Below are 20,043 nucleotides of genomic sequence, written 5' to 3' on the forward strand. Positions count from 1 at the left end.
GCCCGCGGATGGCGGGCGCCCACCCCCCGACCCCCTCCCGCTTGCGGGAGGGGGGGAAGAAATGAACCGATGACCACTCCTTCCTCCACGTCCTTCGTCAACATCGGCGAGCGCACCAACGTCACCGGCTCGGCTCGCTTCAAGAAGCTGATCATGGCGGGCGACTATCCCGCCGCGGTCGAGGTCGCGCGCCAGCAGGTCGAGAGCGGCGCGCAGGTGCTCGACGTCAACATGGACGAGGGGCTGCTCGACGCGCACCACGCGATGACGACGTTCCTGAAGCTGATCGCCGCCGAACCCGACATCGCGCGGATCCCGTTCATGGTCGACAGCTCGAAATGGAGCGTGATCGAGGCGGGGCTGAAGTGCGTTTCGGGCAAGCCGATCGTCAATTCGATCAGCATGAAGGAGGGCGAGGAGCAGTTCCTCAGCCAAGCCAAGAAGTGCATGGCATACGGCGCCGCGGTGGTCGTGATGGCGTTCGACGAGGTCGGGCAGGCGGACACCAAGGACCGCAAGGTCGAGATCTGCGAGCGCGCCTACAAGCTGCTCGTCGGCATCGGCTTTCCGCCCGAGGACATCATCTTCGATCCCAACGTCTTCGCGGTCGCGACGGGGATCGAGGAGCACGACAATTACGGCGTCGACTTCATCGAGGCGTGCCGCGAGATCAAGGCGCGCTGCCCGCACGTTCATATCTCGGGCGGGCTGTCGAACTTCAGCTTCTCGTTCCGCGGCAACGAGCCCGTGCGCCGCGCGATGCACAGCGTGTTTCTATATTATGCGATCCCCGCGGGCATGGACATGGCGATCGTCAACGCCGGCCAGCTCGACATCTATGACGATATCGACCCCGAACTTCGCCAGGCGGTCGAGGACGTGGTGCTCAACAAGGATCCCGAAGCGGGTGAGCGGCTCGTCCAGCTCGCCGAGCGGTATCGCGGCACCGATGTCGTCGCGGAGAAGGCGGCCGCCGAATGGCGTTCGCTAGGCGTCAACAAACGGCTCGAATATGCGCTGGTCAAGGGCATCGACCTGCACGTCGTCGAGGATACCGAGGAAGCGCGGCTGATCATCGACGGCAATGGCGGTCGCCCGATCGAGGTGATCGAGGGCCCGCTGATGGACGGGATGAACGTCGTCGGCGACCTGTTCGGCAGCGGCAAGATGTTCCTCCCGCAGGTCGTGAAATCGGCGCGCGTGATGAAGAAGGCGGTCGCGCATCTGCTGCCTTACATCGAGGCAGCCAAGGAGCCCGGCGCGCGCGGCAAGGGCAAGATCATCATGGCGACCGTCAAGGGCGACGTGCATGACATCGGCAAGAACATCGTCGGCGTGGTCCTGCAGTGCAACGGGTTCGACGTGGTCGATCTGGGCGTCATGGTGCCGTGGTCGAAGATCCTCGAGGCCGCGAACGAGAATGACGCGGACATGATTGGGTTGTCGGGCCTCATCACCCCGAGCCTCGACGAGATGGTGACCGTCGCCGAGGAGATGAAGCGCGCGGGCATGACGATGCCGCTGCTGATCGGTGGTGCGACCACCTCGAAGGTTCACACCGCGCTGCGCATCGCGCCCGCCTATGATGGTCCGGTCGTCCATGTGCTCGACGCGAGCCGCGCGGTGGGTGTCGCGTCGACGCTCGTCAGCGACACGATCCGCGACGAGTTCGTGACCAAGACCGCGGACGAATATGAAGCGGTGAGGGTGGCGCGGGCCAACAAGGGCCAGAGCGAGCTTATCCCGATCGAGACGGCGCGCGAGCGTGGGTTCGTCGCGGACTTCTCGTTAAAGCCCGGGGCGCCCGCGAAGCCCGGCGTCCATGTGTTCGCGGACTGGGACCTGACCGATCTGCGCGACTATATCGACTGGACGCCGTTCTTCCGCGCCTGGGAGCTGGCGGGCAACTTCCCGGCGATCCTGACCGACGAGGTCGTCGGCGAGAGCGCGAGTTCGCTTTATGCGGATGCGCAGGCGATGCTCGACACGATCGTCGCGGAGAAATGGCTGACGCCGCGCGGGGTCGTGGGGCTGTGGCCGGCGCGGCGCGAGGGGGACGATGTGGTCGTCTCGCACACGCGCCGCCACGACATGCCGCACGAGGACGTGCGCCTGCCGATGCTGCGCCAGCAGATTTCGAAGCGCGAGGGGCGCGCGAACATGTGCCTCGCCGATTTCGTCGATCCCGCAGGCGACTGGTTCGGTGGGTTCGCGGTCGGCATCCACGGGATCGACGAGCATATCGCGCGGTTCAAGGCGGGGCATGACGATTACAACGACATCCTGTTGAAGGCGCTCGCCGATCGCTTTGCCGAGGCGTTTGCCGAACGGCTGCACAAGCATGTCCGTCAGGAGCTGTGGGGCTATGCACCCGAGGAACAGCTGACCAACGATGCGCTGATCAAGGAACAGTATCGCGGCATCCGCCCCGCGCCGGGCTATCCCGCATGCCCCGATCACAGCCTCAAGCCGATTCTGTTCGACCTGCTCGATGCCGAGACCGCGACCGGGCTTGAACTGACCGAGAGCTTCGCGATGTTCCCGACTGCGGCCGTCTCGGGCTTCTATTTCGGCCACCCGCAGGCGGAGTATTTCGGTGTCGCCCGCGTCGGTCGCGACCAGCTGGAAGACTATGCGGCGCGCCGCGGCGTCGACCTGCCGATCGCGGAGCGCTGGCTGCGGCCGAACCTGGACTGAACCNACGCCCGACCAACGATGCCAGCTTCTTCAATTTCGGCGCGACCATCGGCACGGTCAGCATCGTGCTGGCCAGCGCCATCAGCAGCAGTGCGGTGAAGGTCTCGTTGGTGATGATCGCCTTGTCGAGCAGGATGTTGACGAAGATGATCATGATCAGCGCCTTGGTCTGAAGCAGCCAGCCGATCGCCGACGCCTCGCCTGGGCGCCATTTGAGGATCCGCCCGGCGGCGTGGACGCCCGCCAGCTTGCCGCCGACCGAGGCGAACAACAGCAATGCCGCGGCGGCGAACACCGCGATCCCGCCGACCGCCCACTGCGTCTTCAGGCCGGTCGACAGGAAGAACACCGGCATCACCGCGAGCAGCACGAAGCGGCGGAAGTCGTCCATCCGGATCTGGTCGAACCATTTCGCGTCGAGCACCGCGCCCGACAGGAACGCGCCGACCATGAAATGCAGCCCTGCCCAGTCCGCGGCGAACCCGCAGCCGGCGAGCCAGATCAGGCTGACATACCAGCGATCGCGCTCCGGGATCCGCACCATCAGTCGGCGGATCAGCAGGGTGGCGACTGCGAAGCCGACCAGGAAGCCCGCCTGCCGGCCAACCCGCTCCCAATCGAGCAGGATCAGCGCGAGCACGCCCCAGATCGCGATATCGTCGAGGCTGGCATAGCGCAGAATGCGCTGGCCGATCGGCTCACGCAGGACCTCGAGCTTTTCGAGGAACAGCACGAGGATCGGCAGCGCCGTGACCGCGCAGGCCATGCCGATGCCCAGAATGACCTGCCACCGCGCGCCCGACACGCCTGCCCAGCCCGGATAGCGCAGCATCAGCGCGGCGGCGATGCTGCCGGTCGCGAGCGGCACCGCCAGCGCAAGGCCGGCGGTAACCGCGGTCTCGCCGCGATGTCGCCATGCCGCGCCGAGATCGAGCTCGATCCCTGCGACCCACACGAACATCATCACCGCCCACCACGCGACGCCGTTCAGCGAGCCGATTGTCGCAGGCGTGAAGATCGTCGCATAATAATCGGGGAAGAGCGCGCCGAGCACGCCCGGTCCGAGCAGGATGCCGCCGACGATCTGCACCACGACCAGCGGTGCCCAGTAATCGGTCCGGCCCAGCCGCCAGACCAGATAGGGGACGCTGAAGATGATGAGCATCGCAAGGAGGAAGACCTCCGTCGGTGTCATGGCGTGCATGCATTCCCCCTCTCGCGCGGTCGGGGCCCCCCCGCCGGCTTTATGCTGCGGGGTGGTATGCGGCCGGGCAGGCGGCGGCAATATGCTTCGCTACGGTCGAACCGGTGTCGATCCGTTTGCAGGCTGCGCCATTGCGGGACGCGGGGCGGGCCCCTGCTATCGGCAGGCGGGGCGCATCCGCGCTAAGGACGGGGCGTGGCGGCGCAATCGTGGCTGGCCGATGAGGGAGTGCCTTGCTTGAACCGATCGCTCTTATTGCTCGTGCTGGTCGCCGCGTCCGCCTCGGCCCAGGCGACGGTGCGGCGCGCCGCGCCCTTTACCGTCGATGGGCAAGGCTTTGCGACGCTGCAGGAGGCGGTCTCATCGATCCGGCTCGGCACCGCGACGATCCTGATCGCGCCGGGCACCTACCGGCAATGCGCGGTGCAGGCGGGCGGGCGGATCACCTTCAAGGCGGTGCAGCCGGGTACCGCGATTTTCGAGGGCGTCGCCTGCGAGGAGAAGGCGGCACTGGTGCTGCGCGGGCAGGGATCGGTCGTCGATGGCCTGGTCTTTCGCGGCTACAGCGTCCCCGACGGCAATGGCGCGGGGATCCGCACCGAGATGGGGGACCTCAATGTCGTCAACGCGATGTTCCTCGACAGCCAGGAGGGCATCCTCGGCGGCGAGCCGAGCGGGCAGCGGATCACGATCGACCGGTCGACCTTTTCGGGGCTAGGCCAGTGCGACCAGTCGCCGAGCTGTTCGCATGCCGTGTATCTGGCGAACCAGGGTAGCGTGACGATCACCCGCTCGCGGTTCGAGCGCGGAACCGGAGGGCATTACGTCAAGCTGCGCGTGCCGACCGTCTCGATCACCGACAACAGCTTCGACGACAGCGCGGGGCGCAAGACCAACTACATGATCGATCTGCCAGACGGCGCCACCGGGCTGATCGCGCGCAACACCTTCGTGCAGGGACGGCAGAAGGAGAACCACACCGGGCTGATCGTCGTCGCGGCGGAGGCGAAGACTTATCGCTCGACCGGGTTGCGCGTCGAGGACAATGACGCACGGCTGGCACCGGGCGATGCGACCAGCCCGGCGTTCCTGGCGGATTACAGCCATGACCGGCTGGCGCTGGGGGCGAACCGGCTGGGCCCGGGGTTGCGGGCGTTCGAGACGCGCTAAGTCGAGGCTGCGGGGGAAGCGGGGGGTTCGTACCGCCGCCGCTCAAGACCCCGTCGTCCCAGCTTTCGCCAGGATGACGGGCGGCGGGAGGACAGGGTTCAAGCGGTCCGACGGGGCTCCCTCAGCTCGGGCAGGTGCTCGCCGCGCCCGCGTCGAGGTCGAGGCAGCGGCCGTCGAGTCCCGATACCGGCAGGCCGATCGTCGCGGCGAGCGTCGGCACGATGTCGACGGTTTCCACCGACAGCGGCTGTTCGAACCCGGCGATCCCCTTGCGCCAGAACAGCATCGGCACGCGGCGATCATAGTCCCACGGGCTGCCATGCGTTTCGACGTAGCCGCCGGCGGGCGACACGATCGTCGTCACGCGCGGCTTGAGGAGCGTGACGAACTGGCCCGAGCGGCCCTCGGCATAGGAGGCGCGCGCGCGTTCGATCAGCGTCCAGGTCTCGGGCGGGGTGGTCGGCATCGGCGTCGCCATGATCTCGGCAGCCGAGAAGGCGGCGGCGACCTGCGGCAGAGCGCGATAGCGGCGTAGCGCCTCGGTCAGCACCCTGGCGCGTGTCTTGGCGGGCAGCGCATCGTCGATATAGACGTCGCCCTCGGTCCCAAGCAGGACGCTGCCGGGCAGGCCCAGATCCTTGGCGATCGCGGTGCCGACCTGCTTGGCGAGCACATTCTCGTCCATATGCGCCTCCATCGGCATCGCACGCTGCTGCTGGCGCTCGGTCGCGTCGTGCGCACCGTGATCGGCGGTCAGCACGACCTCGTAATCTACGCCGGTTTCGTCCAGCACCGCGAAGAAGCCGCCGAGCGTCTTGTCGAGCTCGGCCATCTGGATGCACATCTCGGACCCCTGCGTGCCGTAGGTGTGGCCGATATAATCGGTCGCCGATGCGCCGATGTCGATGATGTCGGTCTGCGGCCCCTGGCCGAGCTTCATGTCCTGCACCAGCGCCGCCGCCATCGCGAACACCGCGGCATCGGACGCCGGCGACACGCGGAAGCCCTTGGCGTCGCCCGCCTCGCGCTCGAAGCGGCCCTGGCCATAGGTCTTCCCCGCGATCACGATCGGGTGGTTCACGCCCGTGCAATAGCCGGGCAGCGGCAGCGCGGCCTGGGGCAGCGCGATCAGCCCGGCGACCGCGGTGCGCGTGCGCTGCACCGCCGGCGGTACCGCGCGGCCCGCATAGGAGACATAGGTCTTGCCGTCCCACCACCAGAGCTCGTCGACCTTGTGGCCGCCCATCATCACCGCCGCGCGATCCTTGCCCGCGACCGAGACCGAACGGGTGCGCGGATCGCGCGCCTTCATCATCTCGCCAAGCGTCGGCACTTTCAGATGCATGTCGGACACGGTGTAGCTGTCATGCGCGCTGCCGGCGACGCGTTCGTCCTCCGAGCAATAGACGATCTTGTCGGGGCGGCCGGCGCGCTGGTCGACCCAGTTGTTCGCGATGATCCCGGTATGAGCGGGACGCATGCCCGTCAGGATGGTCGAGTGACCGGGGCAGGTTTCGGTCGCGGCATGGCTCTGATAGCCGCTCGGAAACACCACCCCGTTCAGCATGCGGGAGAAGCCGCCGGTGAAGTGGTTGCGATATTGCTGGAACAGGTCGGCGGCGAACTGGTCGACCGAGATCGCCACGATCAGCTTGGGCGGCGTTGCGGGGGTCGGTGCCGCAACGGCCGGGGCGGGAGCCGAAGCTGGGGCCGGAGCGGTCTGCGCAGACGCGGTCACGGACGCGGCCGGGGTCAGGAGCAACGCGGCGATAAGTGCTTTCACGGACAGTCCTTTGACGAGCAGCAGCATGACTGCTTTCGGATGTAATGCGATGTCGTCCTCGCTATGGCTGTGGCCGATGAACGAAACAAGGATGGCCATGCGCAGTTTACGTTGCGTGCTGATGACGATGCTGCTCGCGCTGTGCAGCCTCGTGGCGACGCCGGCGCTGGCGGACTCGCTCAACGGGTCGAGCCGGCATCTGAGCATGCGCCTAGTTGCCGAAAGCGACCATCCGAAAGCGGGTGCACCGCTGACCATCGCGATAGCAACGACCCCCGATACGGACTGGCATGGCTATTGGGCCAATCCGGGCGATGCGGGGTTTCCCGCGACGTTGGACTGGACGCTGCCGCGCGGAGTGACGGTGGGGCAGCCCGAATGGCCCGTCCCGACGACGCTGCTGATCGCGGGGCTGATGAACTATGTCTACGAGGCGCCCTATGCGCCGCTCGTGACGATCCAGGTGCCGGCGGGGCTGGCGGCGGGCGCCAAGCTGCCGATCCGGCTGAAGACGTCCTATCTGGTCTGTTCGGCGACGATCTGCGTGCCCGAGGAGCAGGCGCTCGCGCTCGATCTGACGATTGGTGACGGCGCGCCGTCGCAGGCGAGCGCTTTTGCCGGCTGGCGGCGGGCGATCCCCAAGCCGCTCGATGCGGGCGCGACCTATGCGGTCGACCAGGGTGTGCTGCGCGTCGCGGTGCCGTTCCCCGCCGGGGCCAGGGCAAAGGACGCCTATTTCTTCCCCCTCACCACCGGCGTGATCGACAATGGTGCGCGCCAGACCGTGACGCGGTCGGGCGATACGCTGACGATCGCGACGCGACTGGCGGCCAATGGCAAGGCCAAGGCGCCGATCGAGGGTGTGCTGCGGATCGGCGACGCGCAGGGGCTCGCGGTCAGCGCCGCGCCCGGGGTCGTTGCGGCGGGGCCATCGGATGATGCGGGCGGGCTATGGGCGACCGCACTGGCGGCGTTTGCGGGCGCGGTGCTCGGCGGGCTGATCCTCAACATCATGCCCTGCGTCTTCCCGATCCTGAGCCTGAAGGCGCTCAGCCTCGCGCGCGGTGGCGCAAGTAAGCGCGAGGCGCGGCACGAGGCGCTCGCCTATACCGCGGGCGTCGTGCTGGTGTGCATTGGCCTTGGCGCGGCGATCCTCGCGCTGCGTGCGGGCGGGTCTGCGGTCGGCTGGGCGTTCCAGTTGCAGCATCCCGCGGCGATCATCGTGCTGCTGCTGCTGAGCACCGCGATCGCGTTCAACCTGGCCGGGCTGTTCGAGGTACCGACGCCGCGGTTCGCAGGCGAGAGCGGTGCGAGCGGTGCGTTTGCGACCGGCGCGCTGGCCGCATTCATCGCGACGCCGTGCACCGGGCCGTTCATGGGTGCAGCGCTGGGCGCGGCGCTCGTGCTGCCCTGGCCCGCGGCGATGGCGGTGTTCGCCGGGCTGGGACTCGGGCTGTCGCTGCCGTTCCTCGCGATCGGCTTCGTACCCGCGTGGCGGCGCTGGTTGCCCAAGCCCGGCGCGTGGATGGAGACGTTTCGGCATGTCCTGTCGGTGCCGATGTTCCTGACTGCGATCGCGCTCGCCTGGGTGCTGGGGCGCCAGACCGGCGTGGACAGCTTGACGCTCGCGCTCGTCGCGGTGCTCGCGATCGGCGCGGTGCTGTGGATCGGCGGCACCCGGCAGCGCAAGGGCAAGGCGTTCGGCGCGGCGACCCTTGCCGCGCTGGCGATCGTGTTCGTCGGCAGTGCGGTCGTCATCGCCCGCGCGCCGCCGGCCGCGGCCAAGACGGCGGTCGCCGGCGACGAGGCGTTCAGCGAGGCGAAGCTTGCCGCGCTGCGCGCCGAGAAGCGCGGTGTGTTCGTCTATTTCACCGCCGACTGGTGCCTGACGTGCAAGGTCAACGAGAAGGCGGCGATCGAGACCGCCACGGTTCGCGACGCGTTCGCCAAGAACAAGGTCGCGGTGCTGATCGGCGACTGGACCGATGGCGACCCCGTCATGGGCCGCTTCATCGAGGCGCATAACCGCGCCGGCGTGCCGCTCTATCTCTATTATGCGCCGGGAGCGGCCGAGCCGACCGTCCTGCCGCAGGTGCTCACCCCGGCGCTGCTGGCGGGGCTGGGCGTCTAATCCGGCTTGTGCAGCGCGGTGAAGCGTTGCAGCATGGAACCGCAACGCTTGATGGGGAATTTACCATTTCGATGGGGAAACAAGCGTTCGACGAAATCATGGGGGCACCGGGTGATACCCGCGTCCGTCCCGAACTGGCCGCTCTGGGCCGCTGGATCGAGGAGACGCCCGACGCCGAGTTGCGGCGCCGCCAGCAGGCGGCTGAAACGACGTTTCGGCAGCTCGGCATTACCTTTGCCGTCTATGGTGAGAACGAGGCGGCCGAGCGGATCATCCCGTTCGACATCGTCCCGCGGGTGTTCCTGCATGACGAATGGACGCGGCTATCCGAAGGGCTCGTCCAGCGTGTCGAGGCGATCAATGCGTTCCTCGAGGATATCTATGGCGAACGCCGCATCCTGAAGGAGGGGATCCTTCCCGAGGATCTCGTCATGGGCAATGCGCAGTTCCGTCCCGAAATCGCCGGGATGCGCCCGCCGCACGGGGTCTGGGCGCATATCTGCGGGATCGATCTGGTACGTACCGGACCTGACGACTTTTTCGTGCTCGAGGACAATGCGCGGACGCCCTCGGGGGTCAGCTACATGCTCGAGAATCGCGAGGCGATGCTGCGGCTCTGCCCCGAGCTGTTCCGCGAGTTCCGCGTCGCGGCGGTCGACAGCTATCCCGACCGGCTGCTCGAGACGATGAAGTCGGTTGCGCCGCACGGCGTCAGCGCACCGACCTGCGTCGTGCTGACGCCGGGGCATTATAACTCGGCCTATTACGAGCACAGCTTCCTCGCCGATACGATGGGCGTCGAACTGGTGGAGGCGGCCGATCTGGTCGTCGACGACGATGTCGTGTGGATGCGGACGATCGCGGGCCGCGTGAAGGTCGACGTGATCTATCGCCGGATCGATGACGACTATCTCGACCCGCTCGTGTTCCGTCCCGACAGCGCGCTCGGCGTGCCGGGGCTGATCGCCGCCTATGCCGCGGGCAACGTCGCGATCATCAACGCGCCGGGCAACGGCATCGCCGACGACAAGGCGATCTACAGCTATATGCCCGACATCGTGAAATTCTATTCGGGTGGCGACTGCAAGCTGCCCAATGTCGAGACGTGGCGGTGCCGCGAGCCGCAGGCGCTGAAATATGTTCTCGACAATCTCGAGGATGTCGTCGTCAAGCTGGTCGACGGTTCGGGCGGCTATGGCATGCTGGTCGGCCCGACCGCGACGAAGCAGGAGATCGAGGATTTCCGCGCCGCGCTGATCGCCGAGCCGCATCGCTATATCGCGCAACCGACGCTCGCGCTGTCGACCGTACCGACGATGGCCGAATCCGGACTGTGCCCGCGCCATGTCGATTTCCGGCCGTTCGTGCTGACCGGGTCGAAGGGCGTCCAGGTCGTGCCGGGCGGGCTGACCCGCGTCGCGCTGAAGCAGGGGTCGCTGGTCGTGAATTCGAGCCAGGGTGGCGGTACGAAGGACAGCTTCGTCCTGATGGCGGATCAATCGCAGCGGATGGGGGCGGGCGGCATGACGCAGACGCTGGGCGGGATGACGCAGACCCTCGGTGAAGGCATGCCCGGGCCGGAGGCGCAATCCTGATGCTGTCGAGGACCGCCTCGTCCCTCTACTGGCTGGGACGCTATTTCGAACGTGCCGATTTCATCGCGCGATTGGTCGAGGCGACGGTGCGCCTCGACGTGCTGTCGTCGCAGCCTGCGGGCGAGGCGGCCTGGGCATCGGCGCTGGCGGTCACCGAGACCGACGAGGCCTTTGCCAAGACCGGGGTGCCGGTTGGGCAGCGCGACGTGGTGCGCTTTCTCACGCTCGACGCCAGCCATCCGGGATCGATCGTCCGCTGCCTCGACATGGCGCGCAACAATGCCAAGGCGGTGCGGACCGCGCTGACGCGGGAATCGTGGACCGCGATCAACCGCGCGTGGCTGTTGTTCGAAAACCGCGCGACCCCCGGCAGTACGACCGCGCAGCTCAACCTGGTCGAGGCGGTCAAGACCGAGACGCGCGGGTTCGAAGGTGCGATCCACCGCATGCTGCGCAACCAGACGACCTGGTTCATCCGGCTCGGCCAGGCGGTCGAGCGTGCCGACAACACCGCGCGGCTGCTCGACGTCAAATATCACATCCTGTTGCCGGAAGGGCAGAAGCTGGGCGGCGCGATCGATCGCGACCAGTGGACGACCATCCTGCAGACCGTGTCGGCAGTGACCGCCTATCGCTGGATGTACAATGACGGCCTTCGGCCGGCCGACGTGATCGATTTGTTGCTGGCGCGTGCGGAGTTGCCGCGTAGTCTTGCAGCCTCGGTCGAGGAGACGGTGGACGTGCTCAATCTGCTTGCGAAACGCACCGGCCAGCATGGCGAGGCGGACCGGATGGCGCGGCTCCGTGCCTCGCGGCTGGGGCGAACCCGATCCGGCGAGGTGATCGCATCGGGTCTGCACCAGTATCTGCAGGCCTTCATCCAGGAAAATGCGCTGCTCCACGGCGCGATCGGCCGGCAGTTCAAGTTCCTTTGATGCGGTTGTCGGTCGATCATCGCACGATCTATCGCTTCACCGAGCCGCAGAGTCGACTCGTCCAGATGCTCCGCATGACCCCGCAGAACACGCATGACCAGACGGTCGCGCAGTGGCGGATCGATATCGATTGCGATGCCCGGCTGCGGCAGGGGCGCGACGGGTTCGGCAATGCCATCACGATGCTCTATATCGACGGCCCGATCGACGGGATCGAGATCGACGTCACGGGCGAGGTGTTGACCAGCCATTCCGACGGCGTCGTCCACGGCGCTTATGAGGTGCTGCCGCCGGCGCTGTTCCTCCGGCCGACCGAGACCACCGCACAGGACAAGGCCATTGCCGATTTCGCCGCACGCGTCACGACCCCTGCGCAGGGCCGGATCGGCGCGCTGCACCGGGTGAACGAGGCGTTGCACGAACGCTTTGCCGCCAATCCTGGCCGTCCCGAGCCAAACCTCGGCGCGGCGGCGGCGTTCCGGCTCGACAGCGCCACCTCGCGGGACTTTGCGCAGATGTTCATCGTCGCCGCGCGTTCGCTGGGGGCGCCGGCGCGCTATGTGTCGGGCTATCTTCTGACCGAACGCGAGGATGATCACCGTCCGACACCGCATGGCTGGGCAGAGGCGCATGTCGACGGGCTGGGCTGGATCGGGTTCGACCCGTTCACCGGCGACTGTCCAGAAGAGCATCACGTCCGGGTCGCGGTCGCGCTCGATGCTGCAGGGGCCGCGCCGGTGGCAGGATCGCGGCTCGGCGAGGGCGGCGAGCGGCTGGAGGTCGATGTCGTCGTGTCGCGGGACGGCCAGTGACCGTGGGCGCCTAGTCCTCGCGCTGCCCGGGGCCCTGCCCAGGCGTGATCGCCAGCAGGTCATCCTCGCTCAGGCGGCTCCATCCGCCCGGGCCGAGCGCCTCGATCGGGCGGTACCGGATCTTATATTCCATCCGGCTCGATCCCTTCACCCAATAGCCCAGATAGACATAGGGTAGCCCCGCACCGCGTGCGCGCAGGATGTGGTCGATGATGATGTAGTTGCCGAAGCCCGGCCGCGATGCGTCGTCCGCCGCGAAGAAGCTGTAGATCATCGACAGCCCGTCGGCCTGGCGATCGGTGAGGCAGGCGCCGACCAGCCGGCCGGGGGCACCGCCGATGCCCGGTTCGCGATACTCGACGATCAGCGAGTCGACGGGGGAATGCTCGACCATGTCGGCATAATCGTCCTCATCCATCCCGGCCATGCCGCCGTCCGGATGACGCGCCGACAGATAGCGGCGCAACAGCTGGAACTGCTCGTCGGTCGCCCATGCGCGACAGACGGTCGCGGTGATGTCGCCGTGCCGCTTGAGCAATTTGCGCTGCGTCGCATTGGGCGTGAATTCCGGCGTCACGACACGGACCGACACACAGGCGCTGCAGCCGGTGCAACTCGGCCGATAGGCGACGCCCTGGCTCCGTCGAAACCCGATCCGGCTCAGCGCGTCGTTGAGCTCGACCGCATGCGGGCCGTTCAGCTCGGTGAAGACCTTCCGCTCCTCCCGATTGGGCAGATAGGGGCAGGGGCCGGGGCTGGTCACGAAGAACCGGGGAAACCGAAAAGGCGCAGTCATCGCGAAGTGCCCCTCTCTCGGCTTCAGCGCTCTCAAGGCGCGGGCGGTATATGATTCCTGTGCGGGCCGCTGGAAAGTAGGGCGGCCCGCGGTGGTAAAAGAAATTCCCGGCGGCGCCGGGGATCAGGCCAGTTCGACGGTGCTCGTCTCATAGCCCGCCGCCTTCAACGCGGTGACCAGCCGATCGAGATGCGCACGATCGCGGGCCTCGCATTCGATATCGGTGATCAGCCCCTTTGCCGGCAGCGTGGTGAAGACGCGCTGATGATACACCTCGATGATGTTCACCCGCTCCTGATCGAAGATCCGGGCGACGTTGTACAGCGCGCCGGGCTGATCCTGCAGGCGGATGCGCAGCCTTGCGAGTCGGCCCGAGCGTGCGAGATCGCGCAGCAGGACGTTGGCGAGCAGCCGCGTGTCGATATTGCCGCCGCACAGGATGATCCCGACGGTCCGCCCCTTGAAGCGCTCGGGATGCTGGAGCAGCGCGGCGAGGCCGGCGGCACCGGCACCCTCGACCACGGTCTTCTCGATCTGGAGCAGCAGGCTGACCGCCATCTCCAGGCTGCGCTCGCTGACCAGGACGATGTCGTCGACGAGTTCGGCGACCATCTTGGAGGTGATGCTGCCGGGCTCCTTGACCGCGATCCCCTCGGCCAGCGTGTCGCCGGCACAGGGCATCGTCGTCCCGTTGATGCGGTTGTACATCGACGGGAACAGCTCGGCCTCGACGCCGACCACCTCGATCGCGTGACCGCCCTGCGCGGCGTTGGCCCGCGTCACGGTCGCGACGCCCGAGATCAGACCGCCGCCGCCGATCGGGACGACCATCATGTCGATCTCGGCCACGTCCTCGAGCATCTCGATCGCGGTCGTGCCCTGGCCGGCAATGACGCGGGCGTCGTCGAACGGATGGACGAAGGTGAAGCCGCATTCGCCCTCGAGGATGCGGGCATGCGCATAGGCGGCGTCGAAGGTGTCGCCGAACAGCACGACCTTGGCGCCATGCCCTTCGGTCTGCGTGACCTTCACGGTCGGCGTGTTGGTCGGCATGACGATCGTCGCGGGGATGCCGAGCCGGTTGGCGTGATAGGCGAGACCCTGTGCGTGATTGCCCGCCGACGCGGCGATCACGCCCTTTGCGCACGCTTCGGGCGACAGCTGCAACAGCGTGTTGAGCGCGCCGCGTTCCTTGTAGGCCGCAGTGAACTGAAGATTCTCGAACTTGAGATAGACGGTCGCGCCGGTCATCTGGCTCAGCGTGCGGCTGATCAGCGTCGGCGTGCGGACGATCGAGGCGCGGATCCGGTCATGCGCGGCGCGGACGTCGTCGATGGACACGGGAAGGGTGGGTGCCGCTACGGCAGCGAGGGTAGCCATAGGCGTTGCGCTAGACCATCTGGCGCGCAGGGGAAACACCGCTTATGCGCTTGATCCATGGCAAAACTGGCATTCATCGGGACTGGCGTGATGGGCGCGCCGATGGCGGGGCATCTCGTCGCGACAGGGCACGACGTTACCGTCTATAATCGCTCCCAGGCCAAGGCTTTGGCATGGGCCGATAAATATGGCGGATCGGTCGCGGACACGCCTGCTCTGGCGGCGCGCGATGCGGATGCGGTGTTCACCTGTGTCGGCAATGACGATGATCTTGCCGCGGTGACATTGGCTGAAGACGGTGTGTTCGCGGCAATGCGCGACGACGCGGTATTCGTCGACCATACCACCGTCTCCGCTGCGATCGCCCGGCGGCTGGCGGACGCCCGCGCCCTCGTCGTCGATGCGCCGGTGTCGGGCGGGCAGGCGGGGGCCGAGAACGGCAAATTGTCGATCATGTGCGGCGGTTCCGCCGACGCCATGGCGAAGGCCGAGCCGTATATGCAGGCCTATGCCGCACGGATCGTCCATGTCGGCGACGCGGGCGCGGGCCAGACGACCAAGATGTGCAACCAGATCGCGATCGCCGGGGTGATCCAGGGCGTGTCCGAATCGATCCGCTTCGCGCAGAATGCCGGGCTCGACCTCGACAAGGTGTTCGAGGCGATTTCGGGCGGTGCGGCGCAGAGCTGGCAGATGGTCAATCGCTGGCCGACGATGGCGAAGGAAGAATTTGACTTCGGCTTTGCGGTCGACTGGATGCGCAAGGATCTGGGGCTCGCGCTCGTCGAGGCGCGGCGCAACGGTGCCGTCCTGCCGGTCGCGGCGTTGGTCGATCAATTCTATGCCGATGTGCAGGCCATGGGCGGCGCGCGGCAGGATACGAGTGCGTTGGTGCGGAGATTGCCGAAGTGAAGCCTGTCCTGTTCGCAAGTGCCGCCCTGTCGCTGTTCGCCACCCCGGCGCTGGCCGACGGGATCGTCGACAACGTCAACGGCCTGACCATCACCGAGGGCGGCAAGATCGTCCGGTTCAAGGCGATCCTGGTCGATAAGGACGGCCGCGTGACCCGGCTGGTGCCGCCGGGGGAGGAGCCCCCCAAGCTCAGCCGCAAGGAATTGAAGAAGAACGCGGGCAAGCCGCTCTATGACTGGCGCACCGACATGGGCGGCAAGACCGTGCTGCCCGGCTTCGTCGATGCGCATGGCCATGTGATCGAGCTCGGCTTCGGCGCGCTGTCGCTCGATTTGTCGGCGGCGACATCGCTCGACGACGCAAAGTCGCGGATCGCGGCCTATGTCGCGGCCAATCCTGATCGCAAATGGGTGCTCGGCCGCGGCTGGAACCAGGAAGCCTGGGGGCTCGGGCGGTTCCCGACCGCTGCGGATCTTGACTCGGTTTCGGGCGGCCATCCGATCTGGCTGTCGCGCGCGGACGGCCATGCCGGCTGGGCGAACAGCGTCGCGATGCGCGAGGCGGGGGTCACCGGTGCCACGGTCGCCCCGGCGGGCGGGCGCATCGAAAAGAGCGGCGGCGCGCCGTCGGGCGTGTTCGTCGATGCCGCGCAATCGCTGGTCGAGAAGGTCGTGCCGCAACCGCTGCCCAAGGAGCGCGATGCGGCCTTCCTGACCGCGCAGCGGATCCTGCTGGGGTACGGCGTGACCGCGGTCGCCGACATGGGCACCACGCTCGACGACTGGCTGACCTATCGGCGGATGGCGGATATCGGTGGGTTGCGCGTCCGGATCATGAGCTATGCGCTGGGCGTCGAGACCGCGGGGCGAATTGGCGGCAAGGGGCCGACGCCGTGGCTGTATGACGACCATCTGCGGATGGGCGGGGTGAAGCTCTATGCCGATGGCGCGCTCGGCTCGCGCGGCGCGTGGCTGCTGAAGCCTTATGCCGATGCGCCGGGGCAGACCGGGCTGGGCTTCCTGACCGATGCGCAGCTCCAGAACCAGATGAGCCGCGCGGCGATGGACGGGTTCCAGGTCGCGGTGCATGCGATCGGCGATCGGGCGGACCAGCAGGTGCTCGACGCGATCCAGGTCGAGAGCGAGACCTACAAGGGCGATCGTCGCTGGCGTGTCGAGCATGCGCAGATCGTCGATCCCGCCGACCTGCCGCGCTTCGGCAAGTTCGGCACGATCGCCTCGATGCAGCCGACGCACCAGACCAGCGACCGGACGATGGCGGAAGCGCGGCTCGGGCCGGGGCGGCTGACCGGCGCCTATGCATGGAAGTCGATGCTGGCGAACGGGTCGAAGCTCGCCTTTGGTACAGATTTCCCGGTCGAGAAGCCCGATCCGTTCGCCACCTGGGCCGCGGCGTTCACCCGGCAGGATGCGAACGGCCAGCCGCAGGGCGGGTGGCAGCCGCAGGAACTCATCTCGCGCGAACAGGCGTGGTGGGCGATGACGGGCGCCGCCGCCTATGCGGGGTTTGCGGAAACCAAGTTCGGCGCGCTCGCCGCCGGACAGCGCGCAGACTTCATTGTCGTCGACCGCGATCCGATGATCGTTTCACCGACCGAACTGCGTGCGATCAAGGTTGCCGAGACCTGGGTCGGGGGCGAGAAGGTCTGGGTTCGGAAATAGCCGGCCGGTAGCCTCAAAGGTCGCCGCTGGCGTCCTTCGATGCGCGCGCGTTGATCCGCGCCCAGACCGCCTTGTGTTCGGCCTTCGCGTAGAGCGCAGCCCGTTGGCGGGGCGGTGCGGCTGCGAGAGTAGTCGGCAGGTCGGGGAAAGTCGCCAGGACGAGCCGCAACCGCGCCTCGCGCTCACGTCGCATCGTCGGCGTGATCGACGGGGGCGAAATGTTCGTGCGCGGCGTCCAGCCGGGATTTCCGGGAAACGGCGCGCTGGTACCTATTAAGCCGCTGGGGCCAGGAACGCCAAGTTGCGCAGAAGCGGCCGCAGAACAGCCAATCAGTCCGACAGCGAGCAGGATAGTCTTCATGGAACACCTCCGATGAAGACTAAACTGACACCATCAGGCAAGGTTGCAAGCCTAAACCTGTGGAGCGAAGCGGCGCGACCTTGGCCTTTGGGTCGCGCAGCCGAGCAGATCAGGCGACTTGCGCTTCGACCATCTCGTCGGGTTCGCGCAGGACATAGCCGCGGCCCCAGACGGTCTCGATGTAATTCTCGCCGTCGCACGCCAGGCTGAGCTTCTTGCGCAGCTTGCAGATGAAGACGTCGATGATCTTGAGTTCAGGCTCGTCCATCCCGCCATAGAGGTGGTTGAGGAACATTTCCTTGGTCAGCGTGGTGCCCTTGCGCAGCGAGAGCAGCTCGAGCATCGCATATTCCTTGCCGGTCAGGTGGACGCGGCTGCCATCGACTTCGACCGTCTTGGCATCGAGGTTCACGGCGAGCTTGCCGGTGCGGATGACCGACTGCGAATGGCCCTTCGAACGGCGCACGACGGCGTGAATCCGCGCGACGAGTTCCTCACGGTGGAACGGCTTGGTGACGTAATCGTCGGCGCCGAACCCGAAGCTGCGAACCTTGGAGTCCATTTCGTTGACGCCCGACAGGATCAACACCGGCGTCGCAACACGCGCAACACGAAGACGCTTCAGGACATCATAGCCGTGCATGTCAGGCAAGTTCAGATCGAGCAGGATGATGTCGTAATCATACAGCTTGCCAAGATCGAGGCCCTCTTCGCCCAGATCGGTGATGTACACGTTGAAGCCCTCGGTCGTGAGCATAAGCTCAATGGCCTTGGCGGTGGTAGGCTCATCCTCGATCAGCAGCACGCGCATGGGTTGTCCCCCGTTTAGCGAAAACGCCAGCCCCTGCTAAGCGATCCGCCGTTGATTCATTAACCAAAGAACATCTGAAAGCAAAAGGTTAATTCCGTCTTAAATGAGAGCGTTATACGAACTCTTGGTACGGAACCGACCAAAACTCCGTGATCAGAGCCCGGCAACCGAGTCGCGGCGCGAGCTCACGTCTTTGCCGGGTCGAGCGTGTGCCAGGCAAACCCGTCGCGCGCGAGCAGTTCGTCTGCCGCCGCCGGTCCGGTCGTACCCGCAGCGTAAGTGTCGGGTGCGCCTTCGCTTGCCCATGCGTCGAGAAACGGCTGGACCGCGGCCCATCCCGCCTCGATCGCGTCGGCGCGCTGGAACAGCGTCTGGTCGCCAGCGAACAGATCGTGGATCAGCGACTCATACCCGGTCATCGCGCCGATATCGAACGAATCGGCGTAGCGGAAATCCAGCGCGATCGGCGCGGTGTCGACCTCGAGCCCGGGGCGCTTGATATTGATATCCATGCTGAGCCCCTCGTCGGGCTGAATCTGGATGATCAGGCGGTTCGGCGGCAGCTTCTCGGCGGCGGTCGCGTGAAACTGGGCGAACGGCACGGGCTTGAAGGTGATCACGACCTCGGTATCGCGAATCTCCATCGCCTTGCCGGTGCGAAGGTAGAAGGGCACGCCCGCCCAGCGCCACGTGTCGACCATCAGCTTCAATGCGACATAGGTCTCGGTGGTGCTGTCGGGGGCAATGTCGGGCGATGCCGTGAAGGCGGGGACGGCGCGCTCGCCGATCGCCCCCGCACCATAGGCGCCGCGGACGCCGTTGCGGCGTGCCTTGGCGGGCGAATAAGCCCGAACGGCTTTCAGCACCTTGCCCTTTTCGTTGCGGATGGCCTCCGCGTCGAAACTCGCAGGGGGCTCCATCGCGACCATCGCCAGCAACTGGAACAGATGGTTCGGGACCATGTCGCGCAACGCACCCGTCGCGTCGTAGAACGCACCGCGCGTGCCGACGTCGACGGTCTCGGCGGCGGTGATCTGGACATGCGCGATACAGTCGGCATTCCAGACCCGCTCGATCATCATGTTCGCAAAGCGCGCAGTCATGATGTTCTGGACGGTTTCCTTGCCGAGGAAATGGTCGATCCGGTAGATCTGCGTCTCGGCGACGTGCGACAGGATGCGCGCGTTCAGCGCCTGCGCGGAAGCGAGGTCGTGGCCGAACGGCTTCTCGATCGCGATCCGGCGAAACGCGGATTTGCTTTCATGCGTCAGCCCGTTGGCCGCGAGCCGATCGACGATGTCGCCGAAGAATCGCGCGGGTACGGCAAGATAGAAGGCGGCGTTGCCCGATAGCCGGTCGCTCAGCCGTGCATAGACGTCGTCCTGCGTGAAATCGCCCTGCAGATACTGGACGCGCGCCTGCAACCGGTCCCAGGCGGCCTCCTGCTCGGGCGAGGCATGCGCCGTGGAAGCGCTGGCGCGAAAGGTGGCGAGCGCGGTGCGCAGCGTGTCGTCGTCGCCGGGTTCGATACCGATCCCGAGAACCGAGAAATCGTCACCGATCATGCCGAGCCGGGTCATGTTGGTCAGCGCCGGCATCAGCAACCGGCGGGTCAGGTCGCCCATCGCACCGAAGATGACGAGCGTAGTGGGCGGGGCGGGATGGATCGCGCCGGTCATGCGCGGCGGGTCCGGGGCGCGGTCTGGTAGGGGGGCATCGACATCCTTCCGTGGTGACGCACAGCAATAGCCTGGCGACGGGCATTGTTCCGTGG

General features: G+C 66.7%; 14 protein-coding genes and 1 pseudogene. 8 read left to right on the top strand and 7 right to left on the bottom strand.

Going from position 1 to position 20,043, the window contains the following annotated elements; all coding sequences use genetic code 11:
• The first annotated feature begins 69 nt into the window (after window positions 1-69).
• Window positions 70-2,697 (top strand): methionine synthase, encoded by a 2,628-nt coding sequence (gene metH / locus IFT71_RS13825; protein WP_192141574.1) that lies wholly within the window; start codon window positions 70-72, stop codon window positions 2,695-2,697.
• Between the two features lie 4 nt (window positions 2,698-2,701).
• Here metH and IFT71_RS13830 read toward each other — a convergent pair.
• Window positions 2,702-3,901: pseudogene (locus IFT71_RS13830) on the bottom strand (cation:proton antiporter); the annotation flags it as partial.
• 237 nt (window positions 3,902-4,138) lie between these two features.
• Here IFT71_RS13830 and IFT71_RS13835 point away from each other — a divergent pair.
• Window positions 4,139-5,071 carry a right-handed parallel beta-helix repeat-containing protein gene (locus tag IFT71_RS13835; protein WP_192141577.1) on the top strand — a complete coding sequence of 311 codons (933 nt, stop codon included), beginning with the start codon at window positions 4,139-4,141 and terminating at the stop codon, window positions 5,069-5,071.
• Window positions 5,072-5,192: 121 nt separating this feature from the next.
• Here IFT71_RS13835 and IFT71_RS13840 read toward each other — a convergent pair whose 3' ends face one another.
• Window positions 5,193-6,881 (bottom strand): alkaline phosphatase family protein, encoded by a 1,689-nt coding sequence (locus IFT71_RS13840; protein WP_192142056.1) that lies wholly within the window; start codon window positions 6,879-6,881, stop codon window positions 5,193-5,195.
• Window positions 6,882-6,951: 70 nt separating this feature from the next.
• Between IFT71_RS13840 and IFT71_RS13845 the strand changes: the two genes are divergently transcribed.
• From IFT71_RS13845 to IFT71_RS13860, 4 genes are all read left to right on the top strand, one after another.
• Window positions 6,952-8,985, top strand: a complete 2,034-nt coding sequence (locus tag IFT71_RS13845; protein ID WP_192141578.1) for a protein-disulfide reductase DsbD family protein — start codon at window positions 6,952-6,954, stop codon at window positions 8,983-8,985.
• A gap of 71 nt (window positions 8,986-9,056) precedes the next feature.
• Window positions 9,057-10,580, top strand: a complete 1,524-nt coding sequence (locus IFT71_RS13850; RefSeq protein ID WP_192097618.1) for a circularly permuted type 2 ATP-grasp protein — start codon at window positions 9,057-9,059, stop codon at window positions 10,578-10,580.
• The gene (locus tag IFT71_RS13855; RefSeq protein ID WP_031439469.1) at window positions 10,580-11,515 is read left to right on the top strand and encodes an alpha-E domain-containing protein; all 936 of its coding nucleotides are present in this window, start codon (window positions 10,580-10,582) and stop codon (window positions 11,513-11,515) included. The genes IFT71_RS13850 and IFT71_RS13855 overlap by 1 nt, the downstream gene beginning before the upstream one ends.
• Window positions 11,515-12,327: a transglutaminase family protein gene (locus IFT71_RS13860; protein ID WP_031396661.1), complete on the top strand. Its 813-nt coding sequence runs from the start codon at window positions 11,515-11,517 to the stop codon at window positions 12,325-12,327. Before IFT71_RS13855 ends, IFT71_RS13860 begins: the two co-directional genes overlap by 1 nt.
• Window positions 12,328-12,337: 10 nt before the next feature.
• Here the strand turns inward: IFT71_RS13860 and IFT71_RS13865 are convergent, their stop codons facing one another.
• Window positions 12,338-13,123, bottom strand: a complete 786-nt coding sequence (locus IFT71_RS13865; RefSeq protein ID WP_192141580.1) for an arginyltransferase — start codon at window positions 13,121-13,123, stop codon at window positions 12,338-12,340.
• Window positions 13,124-13,246: 123 nt separating this feature from the next.
• Window positions 13,247-14,503: a threonine ammonia-lyase gene (locus tag IFT71_RS13870; RefSeq protein WP_192141582.1), complete on the bottom strand. Its 1,257-nt coding sequence runs from the start codon at window positions 14,501-14,503 to the stop codon at window positions 13,247-13,249.
• A 57-nt stretch (window positions 14,504-14,560) separates the two neighbouring features.
• Between IFT71_RS13870 and IFT71_RS13875 the strand changes: the two genes are divergently transcribed.
• Both IFT71_RS13875 and IFT71_RS13880 read left to right on the top strand, forming a co-directional pair.
• Window positions 14,561-15,415, top strand: a complete 855-nt coding sequence (locus IFT71_RS13875; protein WP_192141583.1) for an NAD(P)-dependent oxidoreductase — start codon at window positions 14,561-14,563, stop codon at window positions 15,413-15,415.
• On the top strand, window positions 15,412-17,097 hold the full coding sequence (locus IFT71_RS13880; protein ID WP_192141585.1) for an amidohydrolase family protein: 1,686 nt from the start codon (window positions 15,412-15,414) through the stop codon (window positions 17,095-17,097). The genes IFT71_RS13875 and IFT71_RS13880 overlap by 4 nt, the downstream gene beginning before the upstream one ends.
• 13 nt (window positions 17,098-17,110) lie before the next feature.
• Here IFT71_RS13880 and IFT71_RS13885 read toward each other — a convergent pair whose 3' ends face one another.
• The 3 genes from IFT71_RS13885 to zwf all read right to left on the bottom strand — a co-directional run bounded on the left by IFT71_RS13885 (window position 17,111) and on the right by zwf (window position 19,948).
• On the bottom strand, window positions 17,111-17,458 hold the full coding sequence (locus IFT71_RS13885; protein WP_192141587.1) for a hypothetical protein: 348 nt from the start codon (window positions 17,456-17,458) through the stop codon (window positions 17,111-17,113).
• Window positions 17,459-17,567: 109 nt separating this feature from the next.
• Window positions 17,568-18,269: a response regulator transcription factor CtrA gene (gene ctrA / locus IFT71_RS13890; RefSeq protein ID WP_031396653.1), complete on the bottom strand. Its 702-nt coding sequence runs from the start codon at window positions 18,267-18,269 to the stop codon at window positions 17,568-17,570.
• Window positions 18,270-18,454: 185 nt separating this feature from the next.
• Window positions 18,455-19,948, bottom strand: coding sequence for a glucose-6-phosphate dehydrogenase (gene zwf / locus IFT71_RS13895; protein ID WP_192141589.1), 1,494 nt, complete (start codon window positions 19,946-19,948; stop codon window positions 18,455-18,457).
• Window positions 19,949-20,043 lie beyond the last annotated feature (95 nt).

It is taken from the genome of Sphingomonas sp. CFBP 13733, assembly GCF_014841795.1.
Classification (GTDB): domain Bacteria; phylum Pseudomonadota; class Alphaproteobacteria; order Sphingomonadales; family Sphingomonadaceae; genus Sphingomonas; species Sphingomonas aerolata.